Origin of the sequence: Embleya australiensis, from assembly GCF_051903075.1 — a bacterium.
GTDB lineage: Bacteria > Actinomycetota > Actinomycetes > Streptomycetales > Streptomycetaceae > Embleya.
The window spans coordinates 804,910-822,215 of record NZ_CP182423.1 but is presented as its reverse complement, the minus strand read 5'-3'; the positions used below and the strand labels follow the sequence as shown (position 1 = coordinate 822,215).

At 71.9% G+C, this 17,306-nt stretch carries 16 protein-coding genes; 1 reads left to right on the top strand and 15 read right to left on the bottom strand.

All coding sequences use genetic code 11. The annotated features are described in order from the left end of the window. Window positions 1-85 precede the first annotated feature (85 nt). Window positions 86-1,291 carry an FAD-dependent monooxygenase gene (locus ACMXN5_RS33770; protein WP_439678697.1) on the top strand — a complete coding sequence of 402 codons (1,206 nt, stop codon included), beginning with the start codon at window positions 86-88 and terminating at the stop codon, window positions 1,289-1,291. Between the two features lie 547 nt (window positions 1,292-1,838). On the opposite strand, the gene ACMXN5_RS33765 is transcribed toward ACMXN5_RS33770, so the two are convergent. The 15 genes from ACMXN5_RS33765 to ACMXN5_RS33695 all read right to left on the bottom strand — a co-directional run bounded on the left by ACMXN5_RS33765 (window position 1,839) and on the right by ACMXN5_RS33695 (window position 17,304). Continuing rightward, entirely contained in the window at window positions 1,839-4,073 is a 2,235-nt protein-coding gene (locus tag ACMXN5_RS33765) for a hypothetical protein (protein ID WP_439678696.1), read from the bottom strand. A 113-nt stretch (window positions 4,074-4,186) separates the two neighbouring features. Next, window positions 4,187-4,363 (bottom strand): hypothetical protein, encoded by a 177-nt coding sequence (locus tag ACMXN5_RS33760; RefSeq protein ID WP_439678695.1) that lies wholly within the window; start codon window positions 4,361-4,363, stop codon window positions 4,187-4,189. Window positions 4,364-4,541: 178 nt separating this feature from the next. After that, entirely contained in the window at window positions 4,542-5,537 is a 996-nt protein-coding gene (locus tag ACMXN5_RS33755) for a hypothetical protein (RefSeq protein WP_439678694.1), read from the bottom strand. A 98-nt stretch (window positions 5,538-5,635) separates the two neighbouring features. Then, window positions 5,636-6,001: a hypothetical protein gene (locus tag ACMXN5_RS33750; protein WP_439678693.1), complete on the bottom strand. Its 366-nt coding sequence runs from the start codon at window positions 5,999-6,001 to the stop codon at window positions 5,636-5,638. Next, window positions 5,998-6,261, bottom strand: coding sequence for a hypothetical protein (locus tag ACMXN5_RS33745; protein ID WP_331769276.1), 264 nt, complete (start codon window positions 6,259-6,261; stop codon window positions 5,998-6,000). Before ACMXN5_RS33745 ends, ACMXN5_RS33750 begins: the two co-directional genes overlap by 4 nt. Before the next feature lie 224 nt (window positions 6,262-6,485). Further along, the gene (gene iolD / locus ACMXN5_RS33740; protein WP_439678691.1) at window positions 6,486-8,384 is read right to left on the bottom strand and encodes a 3D-(3,5/4)-trihydroxycyclohexane-1,2-dione acylhydrolase (decyclizing); all 1,899 of its coding nucleotides are present in this window, start codon (window positions 8,382-8,384) and stop codon (window positions 6,486-6,488) included. Beyond that, entirely contained in the window at window positions 8,381-9,253 is an 873-nt protein-coding gene (gene iolB, locus ACMXN5_RS33735; protein WP_439678689.1) for a 5-deoxy-glucuronate isomerase, read from the bottom strand. The genes iolD and iolB overlap by 4 nt, the downstream gene beginning before the upstream one ends. Continuing rightward, entirely contained in the window at window positions 9,250-10,134 is an 885-nt protein-coding gene (locus tag ACMXN5_RS33730; RefSeq protein ID WP_380006873.1) for a Cgl0159 family (beta/alpha)8-fold protein, read from the bottom strand. The genes iolB and ACMXN5_RS33730 overlap by 4 nt, the downstream gene beginning before the upstream one ends. A gap of 2 nt (window positions 10,135-10,136) precedes the next feature. Then, the gene (gene iolC / locus ACMXN5_RS33725) at window positions 10,137-11,204 is read right to left on the bottom strand and encodes a 5-dehydro-2-deoxygluconokinase (protein WP_439678688.1); all 1,068 of its coding nucleotides are present in this window, start codon (window positions 11,202-11,204) and stop codon (window positions 10,137-10,139) included. Next, window positions 11,201-11,998: a 6-phosphogluconolactonase gene (locus ACMXN5_RS33720; protein ID WP_439678687.1), complete on the bottom strand. Its 798-nt coding sequence runs from the start codon at window positions 11,996-11,998 to the stop codon at window positions 11,201-11,203. The genes iolC and ACMXN5_RS33720 overlap by 4 nt, the downstream gene beginning before the upstream one ends. 5 nt (window positions 11,999-12,003) lie before the next feature. Beyond that, the gene (locus ACMXN5_RS33715) at window positions 12,004-12,837 is read right to left on the bottom strand and encodes a carbohydrate ABC transporter permease (RefSeq protein WP_439678685.1); all 834 of its coding nucleotides are present in this window, start codon (window positions 12,835-12,837) and stop codon (window positions 12,004-12,006) included. Between the two features lie 3 nt (window positions 12,838-12,840). Next, window positions 12,841-13,728 carry a carbohydrate ABC transporter permease gene (locus ACMXN5_RS33710; RefSeq protein ID WP_439678684.1) on the bottom strand — a complete coding sequence of 296 codons (888 nt, stop codon included), beginning with the start codon at window positions 13,726-13,728 and terminating at the stop codon, window positions 12,841-12,843. Beyond that, a complete protein-coding gene (locus ACMXN5_RS33705; RefSeq protein WP_439678683.1) occupies window positions 13,725-15,110 on the bottom strand; it encodes an ABC transporter substrate-binding protein in 1,386 nt (461 codons plus the stop codon). The genes ACMXN5_RS33710 and ACMXN5_RS33705 overlap by 4 nt, the downstream gene beginning before the upstream one ends. Window positions 15,111-15,196: 86 nt before the next feature. Continuing rightward, window positions 15,197-16,141, bottom strand: a complete 945-nt coding sequence (locus ACMXN5_RS33700) for a sugar phosphate isomerase/epimerase family protein (RefSeq protein ID WP_439678681.1) — start codon at window positions 16,139-16,141, stop codon at window positions 15,197-15,199. Next, a complete protein-coding gene (locus tag ACMXN5_RS33695) occupies window positions 16,138-17,304 on the bottom strand; it encodes a Gfo/Idh/MocA family protein (RefSeq protein ID WP_439678680.1) in 1,167 nt (388 codons plus the stop codon). The genes ACMXN5_RS33700 and ACMXN5_RS33695 overlap by 4 nt, the downstream gene beginning before the upstream one ends. Window positions 17,305-17,306: the final 2 nt, after the last annotated feature.

Sequence of the window (17,306 nt, the reverse complement as noted above, 5' to 3'; positions counted from 1 at the left end):
TCTACATCCGTAGTATACGGTCTTCTACAGAAGTAGAAGCGAGGGGGCGTGAACAATGCCGGAAAAGAACGCAACGAACACACACGTGAACAGCCACGCGACCGCCCGGTCGGCGGTGGTCGTCGGTGGTGGCATCGGGGGCCTGGCGGTTGCCGTCGGGCTGCGTCGGATCGGTTGGCGGGTGACCGTCCTCGAACGTAAGGCGGTCGGCGGCGAGGTCGGGGCGGGGATCGCCCTGATGAGCAACGCGATGCGCGCGCTGGAGAGCCTGGGCCTCGGCCCCGCGGTCAAGGCCGGCGGCCGACCACAACTGTCCACCGGAGTGCGCGACGGCGAGGGCAGGTGGTTGTCCCAGGTCGACGGCACGGCACTGGAGGCCAAGCTCGGCACCGGGATCTATTCACTGCACCGGGCCGAACTCCACGACATCCTGCGGGGAGCCCTCCCCGCGGACTGCGGCGTCGTCACCGGGGCCGAGGTCACCGACATCACGCAGGACCCGAACCAGGCTCTCGTCCACTACACCGGCCCGGGTGGGACGGCGGCCATCGGGGCCGATCTGGCGGTCGTCGCCGACGGCGTCAACAGCCGCATCCGCGCGCGGCTTCGGCCGGACGCCCCGGCCCCCGTCTACAGCGGCTCGACCGTGTGGCGCGGAGTGACGACCGAGGCGTTCCTGCCCACCCCCGACATCGCGCAGACCCTGCACGACGGAGCCGAGATCGGCGTCATGCCCATCCGCGACGGCCGGGTGTGCTGGCACATGGTCACCAAGGCGAAGGCCGGAGTGCGCTACGACAACGAGTGGGCCGAGGTGCGGCGACGCCTCGACGGCCTGCACGACCCGATTCCCGCCCTGCTGAAGGCCACCGCTCCGGAAGCCGTCCTCCACCACGACATCCACATCCTGGGCACCCCCTTGGACACGTACGTGGCAGGCCGCGTCGCCCTGCTCGGCGACGCCGCCCACGCGATGCCCCCACACCTGGGCCAGGGCGCGTGCATGGCCATCGAGGACGCCGTCGTCCTGGCCGCGTGCCTGCACACCCACCAAAACCAGGCCACGGCACTGGCCACATACGACAACACCCGCCGCCCCAGAGTCGCGGCCGTAACCAAGGCCTCACACCGCATGGGCCGCATCCAAAAGGCGGAAGGCCGCCTGGCGGTGGCCATGCGCAACACCGCGATGCGCCTGACCCCACCGGCAGTGGCAATGAAGGCAATCCTCAAATTCGCCGACTGGACACCCCCGAGAATCCCACTACCCGACACCGGAACAACGGCGTAGCCGCAGACGGGGGAGGCGTGACCGAACGTCAGCGATATCAACGACTCCGGCCCGGGACGTTGCTCCCGGCCGGGTGCGCCCCCGTCAGTTCCGGGCGTCGGTGTGGAAGATTCCGTCGCGGGCGAGCCGGACCAGGGTCGGGGTGCCCATTTCGTCGAACCAGGCCGGGGGGTGTGTCGGGGTGAAGGCTGCGGTCATCGCCTCGAACCAGGCCGCGAATGAGGGGAAGTCGGGTACGGCGTCGGCATGTTCGTCCCATGCGCCGTCCGCGAGGCTGCGTGGCCGTGGCTCGTCTTGAACGAACCGGCGCAGGTCCAGGAGGGTGGCGCGCGGTATGGCCCTGGTCCGACTCCTGAAGCCCTCGGGCGCTGCCTGCCGCCCCGCCGGCGGTGCCGCGTCGTGACAACCGGCGACGCCGGGCGCCCAAGGGCGCTCCGGCGTCGCAGAGTTGCGGCACTGCCTGGAGAGGAAAGCGAGAGGACTAATGATACCCAAGTGGGTTGAGAAGGAAGCCCCCTCATGGCCTCGCCGCCGCCGACGCTACCAGTCACGCGGGGATCAGGTCGCGCAGATTTTCCGTGGTGACCACCCGCGACTCCGGGTGCAGGCCCTCGGGCCGCTCCAGGCCGATGAACGTGACCGGGCCCTGCGGCAGCGGCCCTCCGTCCCATCGGGTGACCGCCGCGGCGCGCTCCGCCAGCAGATCGGTCAGATACCGCACCGTCAGCTGGTCGCGCTCGACGATGCCGCGGACCAGCGTCGCGACCGTCACCCGGTTGTCCTCGACCCGGTTCGCGGCCGGCTTGCCACGCAGGTACAGATGCAGCCACTTGGCACGCCACTTGCCATCCTTGCCGCGCAGGAACACCAGCGGCAACGCGACCCGCCCCTGCCCGCGCAGTTCCGACTTCATGCGCACCGTACGCGGCTCGAACGGCTGCCCCCGCTGCTCGTCCTCACGCAGCATGAACCCGAAGAAAGACTCGGCGACCTCCTCGAACCCCTCGCCCGCGTAGATGTTGACCTGCGGCACGATGAAACCCCCGCGGATGGCGCCCAACCGCAGGTTGATGAACTCCGAAGCCCCTTCGGGCGCTTCGACGATGTCGCCGGAGTGCTCGCCGTCGACCGAGGACAGTGCGGTGTACGAAAGCCACGACACCGTCCGGTAGTCGGCGTCCAGCATCAGCGCCGACAGGTCGAAGTCCGTCGTATGCCGGGTCTGCTTCCAATACACGAAGAATCGCAGCAGGTCCCCGCGGATCCGCGAGACCGAGCCGCGCGGGAGCACGCCGAGGCCGGCCGAGGACGCCTTGCCGCTCAGCGGCAGCGCGACGTCGAGCACGTCCGGGCCGAGGACCAGGTGCCCCGGGTTCGGCAGGCGGCCGCGTATCTCCGCGTCCACGGCGGCGACGACGCGGTCGCGATACGCGGCGGACACCGGCGCACGCCGCTCGGGCGTGACCCACGCACCACCGAGTCGGTTCACGAACACGCGGCTCTGGTCGCGCGGTTGATCCCCGGGAGCCGAATCGGGGCCCGCGACCCGGCGGTTGAGGAAATGTTCGCGGACCGACAGCAGCACCCGCCCGGACACCCGCGGTGCGGCCTCGACGGCCGCGGTCACCACCATGTCCCGCGCCTGCTCGGTCCGGACGCCGCGCAGCAGCCGGTCCAGCGAGCGGAACAGCTTCCCCGGCGCGGCGGACGCCAGGAGCAGTGCCGCTCCCGCGACGTCCTCCGCCGCGAGGAGCGTGTCGACGCGGCTGTCCACCGACAGGGCCGGCGACTCGCCGCGGGCCACCGCGAACACCTCGGCGGCGTGCGGCCACTGCGGGTATTCGTGCGGGTGGAGCCGCTCACCGAGCCGCTTGAACGCCTCCCGGTGCACGCGGACGTCGGCGAGCTTGGCCGGCGACGCCGCGACCACCGCGTCGAGCGCGGCGAGCAGCCCCCGGCGCATCGGCCGCGGCACCGACCGGAAGCGGGTCGGCTCGACCAGCGTCACATCGCCGTACGACAGCGCGCAGGCGAGCCGCAGTACGTCGGTGACGGTGTCCACCAGCGGGCCCATCCCGGAGGTCAGCCGCGCGCGGTTCACCACGGCACGGTTCTCCCGCACCGGGATCACGTCGGGCTGCGGCCCGGCGACGCATGTCTCGGCTAGCAACTCCAAGTCGAACAACGCCTCTTCCCCGAGCGGCGTGGTGCTGCCGGCCAGCGCGAGGTACAGCGCCACGACCTCGTCTTCCGGGTCGCCGCCGGGGTGCAGCACGGTCATGCGGTCGCCTGCCGCGCGGATCAACTCGTCGTGTGCGAGCAGCATTTCCTCGTAGGTGTGCCGGTAGTTGCCGTACGAGGGCAGGGTCAGCAGGTCGATCACACCCGTGCTCGGTTGCGCGAGCGTGCTCGCCCGCGAGGACGTGTCGGCGAGCGCGTCCGCGATGCATCCCATCCAGAACTCGAGCGTATCGGGCACGTTGGCCGGGAAGTCCACGAAGTACGTGTTGTGCGCTACGTGGTCGCCGGCCATCTCCCGCACGGTCGCCAGCGTCCGCGTGCCGATCCCGACCACCGTCGCCTCGTCCAGCCCGGACAGGCGCTCCAGCAACTCGGCCGACGCCTTGAACCCGGCCGACATCAACGCCGCGTCGAACTGCCGCGCCGCCGCCGCACCTTGCCCCGCTGCTCCGGCCCTTGCCGCTCCGGCCTTCGCCGCAGCGGGGACGGGGACACGGTGACGGTGCCGGACGACCAGGTATTCGAAGTCGCTGTGGGTCATTCGCGCATGCTCGCAGACCAACATTCGCACCCGCACGCGAGTTTCCGGCGCCGTGCGTCGTCCCCCTCACGCCGAGGATGCCCCATCGTCTCGCACAGTGTGGCTGGATGTGGTCAGCCGGCGGGGAACCCGAGTTTCCAGCCGTCGATGATGCGCCGGGGTCGTACTGCAGGAGTTCGGAATCGCGGAAGAGGTATGGCTCGTGGGGCCTGGGCGGCGGCGTCGATGTAGTCGACGAACGAGGTGGCGCGCAGGCCGGCCCAGCCGTCGGCGATCTCCCGAGGACCCACGACGACCTTGCCCTCACCTGCGACCGACGGCCGGACGGGCCGTCTCGCCCGGCCCGCCAGGGCCGCCCCGCCAGGGGCCGCCCCGCGACGGTGGCCGGGAAGTCGCGGTCGCCGAGCGCACGACCCGATACGGGGCGCCAAGGCGCGGTTCGGACCTCGTGGACGCCACGCGCCCCCGTCAGGAGATCTCCGGCAGGCCCAGTCCGATCAGGTGGGGTGCGTAGTCGCCCTCCAAGCTCAGCCACGCCATGTGGCCCAGGTCGTCCAGGTTCAGGTTTTGCGCGCGCAGGGCGCGTACCAGGGCCTGTGCCGCAGGCTCGGCGTCACTCGGACGGGGGTTGGGGATACGGATCTCGGCGAGCCGGCTCGGTCCGCTGCCGAGCTGCGGGCCCGTCCGCGATCCCGGCAGCGGTGCGAGGACCCCGTCGGCCGCCTCCAGGGTCAGTTCGTCGGGCCCGCAGGCGAACTGCACGAAACCTTCCGCGTCCTCGTCCGTGGGCTGGATCACCATATGGAAGTCCTCGTCCAATCGGCCCAGGTCCGTCAGCAGCGCCTCCAGCGTCTCGCGCAGGCCCCGGCCGAGTTCCTCCCAGGTCTCGGCGCGGCGAACGCCGGGTATGAACGCGTCCAGCAACCCGGGATGACGATGGATGTACCCCTGCCACACCCCGAGTTCGGCCACGCAGTCGTCGCGTTCGCCCCATTCGGCGAGCGCGTGTTCGTGCTTCTCCACCACCTTCGTCGCCAGCAACCGCAACTGCACGCCGTTGCGGTCCCACTCGATCTCCAGAAGGGTCTCCGGACGACGCCAGCGCAACACGGGACCGGGGCTCCTCACGATGGGCGCCGGCCCCATACGTGCCTCGACCGCCGTCTTGACAGTCCGGAACACCGCTTCCACAACGGCGACATCCTCGCCGCGCGCCAGATCGCACTCCAACGAGGTGAAGCAGCCCTCGCGCGGCGACCCGAGAACATGGCCCCGATGGGCGCGGCTGCGACCATGGGGCAGCGGCCCGACGAACGTCAGCCTGGATGTGCCGTCGGAGCCCGAGGGCCGGCCCAGACCGGCGGCCGCGCGCTCGACGGCGTCCCGATCCCATTCCCCCATGGACATGGTGTCGAACCGGGCAACCAGGTCGGCGATCTCGGCATCGGTCAGTCTGTTGGTCATGCCCGGATGCTAACGACGCCGACGGACGGCCGCCGTCCCTTGCGGTGTTCGGGCGGGCGCGGGTGCGTCCGAGGGTGCGGCCGTCGGGGCCGGGTGGGTCAGCTCGTCCAGGTCTTGAGTTGGGTGGCGACCTCCCGTACCGGCAGGCCTTCGCGGGCCGCGCGGGCCAGGGGGAGGACGGTGTCCAGGCCGGGGCTCACCGGCAGGCCGCACGCGGCCAGGTATGCCGCGGTCACCGTGGCCGCGAACAGCAGGTTCCCCGCTTCGAGACTCGGATGCCTGGCCAGCTCGCACAGCAGCGCGGCGGCCTTGTGGTGGGGCTCGGGGTAGACCTCGTGGTCCAGGATCTCCGCGCGGTGCCGTGCCTCCGCCGCGATCGGTACGCCGTAGTCGACGACCTGGGGGTCCCCGGGGATCTGCTGGGCGATGGCCAGGATCCACGCGAGGTCGATGCGCAGGTTCACGCGGCGTCCCGCGGCGCGGTCCGCGCCGACTCCGCAGGGAGGCCCGGGTAGCGGTCCTCGCCGAACTCCGCCTCGAACCGGTCGGCGTACGCCGCCAGGAACGTCGCGGCGCCGGCCATGAACGCGGCGCGCGACTCGTTCACGTCCTGCTCGATCAGATCGGCCACGTACCCCTGCAGGCTCAGGCCACGACGCTTCGCCCGCTCCTCGGCAGCCGCCTTGACGGCCTCGTCCAGCCGGATGTTCGTCTGCTTACTCATGCCCAAGAGCATAGCTACATTCCGATACCGGCGACTAGCACAATCGCTGGGCCGCCGCGCGGCCGTCGCCGTCACGGCTCGCAGTACACCTGTATCCCGAGCCACGACCGCTCGTGGCCCTCGACCTGGGCGCACTCCTCGGCCACGACATGCGGCCCCGGGCGCGAGTCCGTCCGCCCGGTGAGGACGTGGGCGGGCGGACGGGCTTTACGGCGGGGGAGGGGTCAGGAGTCCGCTGGGCGCAGTAGCGGGCGCTGGGTGGTCTTTTCTTGTTCGTAGCCTCGACGGGCCTTGGCGGTTGTGGGGGTCGTGGAGACCTCGGCGACGGGGACGTCCCACCATGCTCGCGAGGATGGGGCGCCGATCAGAGGGTCGGTGTCGATGTGTACGACCGTCGTGTGCGTGGAGGCGCGGGCGGTGGTCAGGGCGGTGCGAAATTCGGCGAGCCCGTTTGCTCGGAGTACGTGCGCGCCCAGGCTGGCTGCGTTCGCTGCCAGGTCGATCGGCAGTACATCGCCGTCGAAGGTGCCGGATTGCCGGTCCCGGAAGCGGTATTGCGTGCCGAATCGTTCGGCGCCCACCGCCTCGGACAGCGCCCCGATCGAGGCGTAGCCGTGGTTTTGTACGAGCACGATGACCAGTTTGACGTCCTCGGCGACGGCCGTGACGATCTCCTGCGCCATCATCAGGTAGGAGCCGTCCCCGACCAGGACGAACACCTCGCGTTCGGGCGCGGCCATCTTCACGCCCAGGCCGCCGGCGATCTCGTAGCCCATGCAGGAGAACCCGTACTCGACGTGGTAGCCCAGCGGATCGGTCGGGCGCCACAGTTTGTGCAGGTCGCCGGGGATGGAGCCGGCCGCGGAGACCACCACGTCGTGCGGCGCCATCGCCTCGCGGACCGCGCCGACGATCTCGCTCTGGGCGGGCAGCGGGGTGTGGGCGCGGGCGAACGCGGCGTCGACCTCGGCGTCCCAGCGGCGCACCGCCTCGGCGGCGCGGGCGCGGTGTTCGGCCGGGGCGCTCCAGCCGGTCAGCGCCGCCGTCAATGCCTCCAGGCCCGCCCGCGCGTCCGCGACCATCGCGACGCCGGCGTGCTTGGCCGCGTCGAACGCGGCGATGTTGAGGTTGACGAAGCGTACGTCGGGGTCGGCGAACAGGGTCCGCGACGCGGTGGTGAAGTCCTGCCACCGGGTGCCGATGCCGAGCACCACGTCGGCGTCGTGGGCCAGCGCGTTCGCCGCGACCGAGCCCGTGTGGCCGATCCCGCCGACGGCGGCCGGGTGTTCGTGCGGCAGCGCGGCCTTGCCCGCCTGGGTGACCGCGACCGGGATCCCGGTGGCCGCGGCGAAGGCGGCGAGCGCGGCACTCGCGTCGGCGTGCACCACACCGCCGCCGGCCACGATCAACGGCCGGCGCGCGCTCCGCAGCACCGCGACGGCGGCGGCCAGCGAGTCGGGGTCGGGCACCGGCCGGCGCACGTGCCACACCCGCTTGGCGAACAACTCCTCGGGGAAGTCCCACGCCTCGGCCTGGACGTCCTGCGGCAGTGCGAGGGTGACCGCGCCCGTCTCGGCCTGGTCGGTGAGTACCCGCATGGCCTGAATCGCGGCGTGCGCGAGCTGCTCCGGACGCTGGACGCGGTCGAAGAAGCGGGACACCGGCCGGAAGGCGTCGTTGACGCTGATGTCGGCGGCGTACGGCAGTTCCAGTTCCTGCAGGACCGGCGAGGCCACCCGGGTGGCGAACGTGTCGCCCGGCAGCAGCAGTACCGGCAGCCGGTTGATCGTGGCCAGCGCCGCGCCGGTGACCATGTTGGTCGCCCCGGGGCCCACCGACGTCGTGCACGCCAGCGTCGACAACCTGCGGCGGGTGCGGGCGTAGGCCACCGCCGCGTGCACCATGGCCTGCTCGTTGCGGGCCTGATGGTAGGTCAGGTCGCCGGGCCGCTCCAGGAGCGCCTGTCCGATCCCGGCCACGTTGCCGTGTCCGAAGATCCCGAAGCAGCCCTCGATCAGCCGGTGTTCGACCCCGTCGCGTTCGCTGTACTGACGGGAGAGGAAGCGCACCAGCGCCTGTCCCGTGGTCATTCGCACGGTGTTCGTCGTGCGCACGGTGTTCATCGTGGTCCCTCCGCATCGCACATCGGCACCCGGGGGTCGCGTTCCACGCTCTCCCAGGACTGCCGGACCCAGTGGTGTTCGGGGTCGTCGCAACAGGCCATCGTGCGCTGCGGATGCGGGCCCGCGAGCACGTTCAGGTAGTACATCGGGTATCCCGGTGGCGCCATCGACGGACCGTGGTAGCCGCGCGGCACCAGGACCACGTCGCCCTGGCGCACCTCGGCGAGCACGTCCACCGCCTGCCCGTCGTAGACCCGCTGGTAGCCGAAGGGGCGCCCGGGGCCGCCGGAGGAGCCGAGTTCGAAGTAGTAGATCTCCTCCAACACCGCCTCCCCGGGGCGGGCTTCGTCGTGCTTGTGCGGCGGGTACGAGGACCAGTTGCCGCCGGGCGTGAGCACCTCGACCGCGACGAGGCGGTCGCAGCCGAAGCCGTCCGGCGCGGCGAAGTTGTTGACCTGTCGCGAGGCGGCGCCCGCACCGCGGACCTCGACCGCGACGTCGGCGGCCGGCACGTACGCCGGGGCCAGACGCCGCTCGCAGCGCGCCGCCGGCAGCGCGAAGCGGCCACCGCGCTCGGAGGTCACGCTCACCCGCGCGTCGCGCGGCGCGTAGACGAAGTCGGTCACGCGCGCGAACACGTGCTCGCGGCCCGCGAGTTCGTAGGTCGCCGCGTCGACGGTGACCACGCACGACCCGGCCAGGGGCAGCACGATCGTCTCCGCGTCGCCCGTCTCGAACCGGCGGGTCTCGCCCGGGGCCAGCTCCAGCACGCGCAGCGAACTGTAGGCCCAGCCCGCCGACTCGGGGGTGATCGCCACCCGGAAGCCGCCCTCGGCGGTGCTCCCGTCGGGCAGGTGCAGGGGGCTCACCGCGTGGCCCCACGCACCAGGGACACGGCGGTGTCGACCGCGCCGGCCACGTCGCCGTCGTGCGGGAAGAGCATGGTGCGTCCGATGATCAGGCCGCGCACGTGCGGGATCTCCAGCGCGCGCTGCCAGGAGGCGTACATCGCGTCGACGTCGCCGCCGCCCTCGCCGCCCAGGAGCAGCGTGGGCATGGTGGTCGAGGCCATCATGCGCTCCATCTCGTCGACGACGGGCACCTTGAGCCACGTGTACGCCGAGGTGCGCCCCAGTGCGGCGGAGATGTTGTTGACCTTCATCTGCGCGTCGGGGGTGAGGATGTTGCGGACCTTGCCGTTCTCCCGGACCGACAGGAACGGCTCTATCAGCGCCATGAGTTCGCGTTCGGCCAGCTCGTTGACCGCGTTCGCGGTGCCGATCAGCGTCTCGGCGGTGCCGGCGTCGGCCGGGTCCACGCGCAGCAGGATCTTGCCGCCGTCCAGGCCGCCCTCGGCGATGCCGCGCGCGTCGTAGGAGCCGAACCGGTCGTCGAGTTCGAAGCTCGCGCCGGGGATGCCGCCTCGGTTCATCGAGCCCAGGACCAGCTTGCCGTCCAACGCGCCGAGCAGGATCAGGTCCTCGACGATGTCCGGGGTGCCCAGGAAGCCGTCCACCCCGGGGCGGGCCAGCGCCTCGACGCAGCGCGCGAGCAGTTCGTGCCGGTCGCCCATCGCGGTCGGGTCGCCACCGGCGGCGATCGCGCCGCGTGCGGCGTGGTCGGCGGCGAGGATGAACAGCGGACGGGCGAAACCGGCGCGCTCGAACCGGGGTCGGGCCAGCGCGGCGCGGCGGATGGCACCGGGGTCGGTCAGACGGGTGGTGACGACCGAGGCGATGTCGGGGGCGATGGTCACAGCTGTCCTTCGGTAGGGGCGGAAACGGGGGTGGCACTGGGGGTGGAGCCGGTAATGGATCCGAGGGCGGCGCTCGAAGCGGTCCCGGGGCCCGAGTCGCCGGCGGGGACGGAGGCGTCGCCGACAGAGCGCGCGATCAACGCGTCGATCTCGGCCGGAGTCGGCATCGCATCGGCACACGCATGCCGCCCGGCCACAAAGGCACCGGCGGCGTTGGCGATCTCCAACGTGCGCCGCAGCGGCAGTCCGCCGGCCAGGCCGGCCGCGAGCGCGCCGCCGAACGCGTCGCCGGCGCCGAGGCCGTTGACCACCTCCACGGGAATCGGCGCCAGCCGAATCTCCTCCGTGGCGGTGCGCGCCAGCACGCCGGCCGGCCCCTGCTTGACCACGGCCAGCCGCACGCCGCGAGCCAACAGCCGATCGGCGGCCTCGTCCGGGTCGCGGGTCCCCACGGCGACCTCGACCTCGTCGCGGTTGCCCACCGCCACGGTGGCGTGCGCCAACGCCCGGGCGTACCAGGCGGGCGCCTCGCTCGGGTCGGCCCAGAACATCGGCCGCCAGTCCAGGTCGAGCACGGTGTCGCCGCCCTCGACCCGGTCGGCGACGGCGCGCAGCGTAGTGCTGCGCGAGGGTTCGGCGGACAGCCCGCTGCCGGTGATCCACACGATGCGCGCGGCGCGCAGCGCCTCGGTGTCCAGGTCCTCGACGGTCAGCGCGAGGTCGGGGGCGTTCGGCCGGTAGAAGTAGAGCGGGAAGTGGTCCGGCGGGAAGATCTCGCACAGCACGACCGGCGTCTGCCGGCCGGAGACGGTGACCACGTGGCGATCGGCAACGCCGAATCCGCGCAGCGCGCGCCGCACGAAGTCGCCCAGCGGGTCCTGGCCCACGCCGGTGACCACGCTCGTGCGCAGCCCGTGCCGGGCACCCGCGACGGCGACGTTGGTCGCGCTGCCGCCGAGGTATTTGGCGAAGGTGCGCACGTCGGCCAGGCCGACGCCGATCTGTTCGGGGTACAGGTCCACGCTTACCCGGCCGAGGGTGATCAGGTCCAGGGCCTCGCTCATCGGGCGTCCGCCGCGGCGCGGTCCACGTACAGGGACGGGTGTTCGCAGGTGACGACCAGGGTCGCCGGCCACGCCGGGTCGTAGTCGTCGGCCGCGCCCAGGCGGCGCACCGCCTCGCGCTTGTGCTCGCCGTGTACGACCATGACCGCGCGTCGCGAGCGGGAGACGATCGTCTGCACGCCGACGGTCACGCCGTGCCGGGGGACCTCGTCGAGCGAGGCGTAGTCGGGGAAGGTGCCGAGGTTGTCGCGCCGGGTGCTGTCGGGCAGTTCGACGACGCGGCTGCGGCTGTCCCGGGGCGCGCCGGGCGGGTTGAAGGCGATGTGTCCGTCGGTGGCGCCGGAGGCCAGGATGAACAGGTCGATGCCGCCCGCGTCGGCGAGGCGGGTGTCGTACGCCTCGGGGTCGGCGGGGTCGGGGAACCAGACGGCGTCGGCGGGGATGCCGCGCCCGGGGCCGGCGGCGGCGTTCAGCGGGGCGACGATCTCCTCAGCGGCGAAGCGATGGCAGCTGTTGTGCGCGCCGTGGTCGATGTCGGTGTAGCCGTCGGAGCCGGCCACCACGTATTCGTCCATCATCGCGATCACCACGTGCCGCAGGTCCAAGCCGCGGGCGGCGACCTGTTCGGCCAGCGCGTCGTAGACCGGCTTGGGGCTGCGGCCACCCGGGCAGCCCAGGACGTAGCGCACACCGGCCGCGGCGGCGGTGACGATGCCGTCGGCGATCTCGCGGGCGAGCGCGTCGCCGAGGTCCGCGGGTGCGTCGAAGACCCGGAGGGGAAGGGGGGCTGGCATGGGTGTCACTCCTTGACGGCGCCCGCGAGCATTCCGCTGATCATGCGGCGCTGGAGGGCGATATAGCTGATGAGCACGGGAAGGGCGACCAGGACGGCCGCGGCGGCGGTCACGCCCGGATCGCTGTTGCGGCGGTTGCCGGCGAAGAACGACAGGGCGAGCGGTGCGGTCTGCACCGAGCGGTCGTCGGGGACCAGGACCAGGGCGAGCAGGAACTCGTTCCAGGCGAACAGGAAGAGCAGGGTGGCCAGGGTGCCGATCGCGGGCATCGCCATCGGCAGCAGCACCGAGCGCAGGGTGCGCAGGCGGGACGCGCCGTCGACCGAGGCGGCCTCGCGCAGCGCGGGCGGCGTGGAGACGAAGAACGTCCGCATCCAGAACACCGCGAAGGGCAGCGACAGTCCGATCTGCGGCAGGATCAACGCCCAGTAGGTGTTGACCAGTTCCCAGTCCTTGAGCTGGTAGTAGAGCGGGATCACGGTCGCCTCGTACGGCATCACGAGCCCGATCAGCAAAAGCCCGAGCATCGGGCCCTTGAGCGGGAACGGGAAGAACGCGAGGGCGTAGCTCGCCAACACCGCGAGCACGATCGTGCCGATCACCACGGCGGCGGCGACGATCAGGCTGGAGGTGAGCGCGTCCGAGAACAGACCGCGCCGCCACGCCTCGGTGAAGTTGTCGAAGCTGACCGAGCTGGGTATGGAGAATCCGCTGGTGCGCGTGCCGGGTTCGCCGAACGCGAGCAGCAGCACGGACAGGAACGGGTAGAGCGCGACGAGGGCGGCGACCACGAGGATCGTGTGACCGATGACGGTCTGTCGGCGACTGTTGCCCGGCATCGGTCAGCCCTCCTTGCCGCGCACGAGGCGCATGATCACGCCGGTGACGACGAGCACCACGGCGGTCAGGCAGACGCTGATCGCGGCGGCGCCGCCCACCTCGTGGGTGAGGAACGCGCCCTGGTAGACGAACACGCTGGGCACGGTGGTGGAGGTGCCCGGGCCGCCCGCGGTGGTGTTCCACACGAGGTCGAAGTTGCGCAGCGCGTAGGTGATGGTGAGCACGAGCGCGATGGCGATCTCGCCGCGCAGCGCGGGCAGGGTGACGGTGAAGAACTCCCGGATGGGGCCGCACCCGTCGAGCCGGGCCGATTCGTACAGTTCGGTGGGGATCTTCTGCACGCCGGCGAGGAAGAGCACCATGCACAGGCCGTACATCACCCACGTGCCGACGATGCCCACCGCCGGCAGCGCGGTGTCGTAGTCGCCGAGCCAGGCCCGCGCGAGCGAGCCCAGGCCCACCGCGCGCAGCCCGGCGTTCAGCGGGCCGTCGATGTCGTAGATCCACCGCCACGACACCGCGACCACCACGGTCGCCAGGATCTGCGGCAGGAACAACACCGCGCGGAAGAAGCTCAGCCCGCGCACCCTGATCCGCGACATCAGCGCGGCCAGGAACAGTCCGAGCGCGACCGGGAAGACCGCGTAGAAGACGACGAAGACGAGGGAGTGCGCGATCGCGGAGGGGATCCGGCCGTCGTCCAGGAGCGCGGTGTAGTTGTCCGCGCCGACCCAGCGGCCCTCGGTGATGCCGTCCCAGGCGAACAGGGACACCCACGCCGTCTGGCCCAGTGGGCGCAGTACGAACAGCGTGTAGAACACGGCGGCCGGCAGCAGGTAGAAGAACGCGGGCCAGTACTGTCTCGCGCCCCAGGCGCGCAGGCCGCTCACGACGCGGCCTTGCGATCCGTGCGCTGTTTGGCCGCGAACGCTTCCCGGTCGTCCTGGAGCGCCTTGGCGAAACCGCTCGGCGAGGTGTGTTTGGCCAGCAGGTCCTGGGTCTTGGCACCGATGGTGTCGTACATGGTGGTCGAGGCCCAGTCGAGGTAGAAGTTCTGGCCGTCGTCGACCAGGAGCTTCAGGCCGATCGTGTTGACCTGCTCGACCACGGGGCTGCCGGCCTTGATCTTGCCCGCGCCGGTGACCGGGGTGCGGCCGACGTCGGCGATGGTCTGCGCGAACTCGTCGCTCATCAGCAGGTCCAGGAACGCCACCGCGGCGGGCAACTTCTTGGTCTTGGCGCCGATGTGCCAGCCCAGGCCCAGCGAGCCCACGGTCGCGCGGGTGCCGTCGGCGCGGGCGGGCAGGGTGAACCCGACCTTGCCGTTCATGTTCTCCTGGAGCGAAGGTGCGTTCCAGGAGCCGGCGACGAGGAACGCGCCCTCGCCGGCGCCGAACTTGGCGACCGCGTCGTCGGAGCTGATGCCGTTGTAGCCGGGGCCGAAGTAGCCCTGCGCCGCCCAGTCCTGCACGGTCCGGGCGGCGTCCACGGTGCCGGGGTCGGCCACCGTGGTGCCGGGCACTCCGCTGATCCACGAACGCACGTCGCGGCTGGGCACGTTCTGGCCCTGGACCAGGCCGATGACCTGGCTCGCCGGATACTTCTCGGCGTTGCCGAGCATGATCGGCTGCTCGCCGGCGGCCTTGACCCGGTCGAGCGCGGCGGTGAACTCGGCGTAGGTCTGCGGCGGCGCGATGCCCAGCCTGGCGAGCTTGTCGGTGTTGTAGAACACGCCGACGTATTCGGTGGCGGGGCTGATGCCGTACAGGCTGCCGGAGCCGAAGATCGAGCCGTCGGGCGACCAGCGGTACTGCTTGAGCGCGCCCTCGGTGAAGGTGTTCTCCCACCCGTAGGTGCGCATCACGTCGTCGAGCGGGCGGATCAGTCCGGCCTTCACCAGCGGGCCGTCGGTGCCGTAGCCCTGGTTGCCCTGGGCCAGGTCGGGCGCGTCGGAGCCGGACATCGAGTTGACGACGGTCTTCATCAGGTCGTCGAAGCCCTTGGTGGCGACCTCGACCTCGACGTTGGGGTACTTCTTCTCGTACAGCGGCACGAGGGCCTTGAGCGTGTTCTCCTCGCCGGCGTCGGCGAGCACGCGCAGCTTGGTGTCGCCCATGGCCTTGACGTCCTCGGCGGTGACCCGTTGGGTCACGGGACCGCCGGCGAGGTCGGAGGCGACGGTGGTGCCGCCCGCGCCGGGGACGCCACACCCGGTGGCGAGGATGCCGGTCAGGGCGATCCCCGCGACGGCGGTCCAGCGCAGAGATTTCATGGTTGCTCCCGGATCCGACCACCGTGGGTGGTCAAGAGGGACCGAGGGGCGGCCTGGCGGAGCGCCCCTCGGGATCGGGGTCGGGGTCAGACGAGTTCGGCGACCTTGGCCGCGAGCCACGCGCGGTTGGCGGCCTGTTCGGCGGCCACGGTCGGGTACAGCTCGGCGGGGGTGGGCGCGCGGTCCTGCTCGATCAGCAGCCACTCGCGGTAGCCGCCGCGCAGGAGGGCGACCAGGAATCGGTCGATGTCGACGTCGCCGCACCCGAAGGGCACGCATACGTTCGCCCACCACGTGTCGAAGTCGGTGCGGCGCTCGGCCTTGGCCCGGGCCAGCACGCTCGTGTCGACGTCCTTGAGGTGCACGTGGTTGATCCGCTCGTGCCAGCGGTCCAGGCACTCGACCGGGTCACCGCCCGCGAGTTGGATGTGGGCGATGTCCAGCGTCAGGCCCACCTCGGTGAGGTCGAGCAGCCGGTCCACCTCCCAGGGCGATTCGACGAAGGTGCTGATGTGCGGGTGGAAGGAGGTGCGCAGCCCGTACGAGCGGGCCAGCGCGACGGCTTGCGCGGACAACTCCGCCAGCCGCCGCCACCCGGCGTCGTCGAGCGCGAGCGAGCGGTCCTCCCAGGCGCGGGCCGGGTTGTGCAGCAGGGCCTGGCTGCCCTCGTCGGCCAGGATCGCCAGCGGCGTCTCGCCGCCGGCCTCCGCGCATGCGGCCAACTCGCGGCAGGTCTGTTCCATCCGGGCCAGGTCGTGCGCCACCACGTCGTCGCCGAGCGCGTAGTGCACGGGGATGTAGGCCCCGACGGCGGCCAGGCCGTGCCGGGTGAACAGGGCGGCGGTCTCGGCCGGGGTGCCGAAGAACCCGGGCGGGCCCAACTCGCTTCCCGCGTAACCGGCTTCGGCCATCGAGGCGAGCAGGGCCTCGGGCGAGGTGCCGGCGCCGCCGGCGGCTTCGCCGTAGACGCCGTAGCTGACGGGGGCGTTGCCGATCCGCAGGGCGGGGCCGGAGGGTCGGGTCGTGATCATCGGGCGTCACCTTCCACGAGGGCGGCCTCGCCGCCGACGCGCACGTCGGCGCGGCGGGCGATCGCCGCGATCAGCGCCTGGAGGCAGCGCACGTCCTCGGCGGCCCCGCTCGCGGTCGAGCGCACCGGCGCGCCGTGCGTGATCGACGCGGCGAACTCGGCCAGTTGTACGACGAATCCGGTGTCGTAGCCGGAGCGCACGAGCGAGTCGCGGCTGGCCCCGTCGTGGGCGCGCTCGACCCGCAACGTGCTGCGCACGTCCACGAGGTAGGGCGCGGCCATGTCCAGGCGCAGCCGGCCGTCGCGGGCGAGCACGGCGACCTCCTCGCCGTATTCGGGGTGGTCGGGCAGCCAGTTCCAGTTGAGCACCAGGCGCGCGGCCCCGTCGACACCCAGCGGCGCGGACGCCAGCAGGCACGGCGGTTCGCCCTCGACGGGCCACGGCCACAGGTCGGCGGTGTCGAAGGAGGTCGGCAGGGTGAAGCCGAGCGCGCGCAGCAGCGAGAGTTCGTGGATCACCGAGCCGTTGAGCACCTCGCGGTAGTAGCGGCCGAGTTCGGCCGGGACCTCGCCGAGGGCGTCGAGCGTGCGGTCGGCCTCGTAGCGGATCGCCTCGGCGATCACCGCGCCGTCCGCGTCGTCGGCCGGCGGCGGCATCCGCAGGTGCGCGACCTGGGGCTCGTCGGCCGGGTGCAGCACGGTCACGCGCACGGTGCGCGGGGTGTCGAGGGTGTCCAGCTCGGCGGCGGCGAGCGCGGTGATCGGGTCGTACATCTTCATGTAGCCGACCTGGAGCACCAGGTTGCGCTCGGCGGCCAGCGCGCCGAGTTCGTCGGCCTCGGCGACGGTCAGGCACAGCGGCTTCTCGGCGAGCACGTGCTTGCCGGCGAGCAGGGCGGCCTTGGCGTCGCGGGCGTGGGTGCCGGGGGTGGCCAGCAGTACGGCGTCCACGTCGGGATCGGCCAGGACCCGGGCGTAGTCGGTTTCGGCCCGCACGCCGGCGCCGGTCCCGGCGGCGACGGATGCCGCGCGGGAGGGGGACAGGTCGCACACGACCGCGGTGGTGACGACGTCGCCGAGGCGCCGGATCGCGGGCAGGTGCACCGACTGGGTGATCGTCCCGGCACCGACGACGGCGAGACGGACGGGTTCGCTTACCGGCATTG

Bases quoted from the DNA above. Each gene is read 5' to 3' on its own strand.
- ACMXN5_RS33765 (WP_439678696.1), bottom strand. From the start codon at position 4,073: ATGACCCACAGCGACTTCGAATACCTGGTCGTCCGGCACCGTCACCGT.
- ACMXN5_RS33755 (WP_439678694.1), bottom strand. From the start codon at position 5,537: ATGACCAACAGACTGACCGATGCCGAGATCGCCGACCTGGTTGCCCGG.
- ACMXN5_RS33745 (WP_331769276.1), bottom strand. From the start codon at position 6,261: ATGAGTAAGCAGACGAACATCCGGCTGGACGAGGCCGTCAAGGCGGCT.
- iolD (WP_439678691.1), bottom strand. From the start codon at position 8,384: ATGAACACCGTGCGCACGACGAACACCGTGCGAATGACCACGGGACAG.
- iolC (WP_439678688.1), bottom strand. From the start codon at position 11,204: ATGAGCGAGGCCCTGGACCTGATCACCCTCGGCCGGGTAAGCGTGGAC.
- ACMXN5_RS33720 (WP_439678687.1), bottom strand. From the start codon at position 11,998: ATGCCAGCCCCCCTTCCCCTCCGGGTCTTCGACGCACCCGCGGACCTC.
- ACMXN5_RS33715 (WP_439678685.1), bottom strand. From the start codon at position 12,837: ATGCCGGGCAACAGTCGCCGACAGACCGTCATCGGTCACACGATCCTC.
- ACMXN5_RS33705 (WP_439678683.1), bottom strand. From the start codon at position 15,110: ATGAAATCTCTGCGCTGGACCGCCGTCGCGGGGATCGCCCTGACCGGC.
- ACMXN5_RS33700 (WP_439678681.1), bottom strand. From the start codon at position 16,141: ATGATCACGACCCGACCCTCCGGCCCCGCCCTGCGGATCGGCAACGCC.
- ACMXN5_RS33695 (WP_439678680.1), bottom strand. From the start codon at position 17,304: ATGCCGGTAAGCGAACCCGTCCGTCTCGCCGTCGTCGGTGCCGGGACG.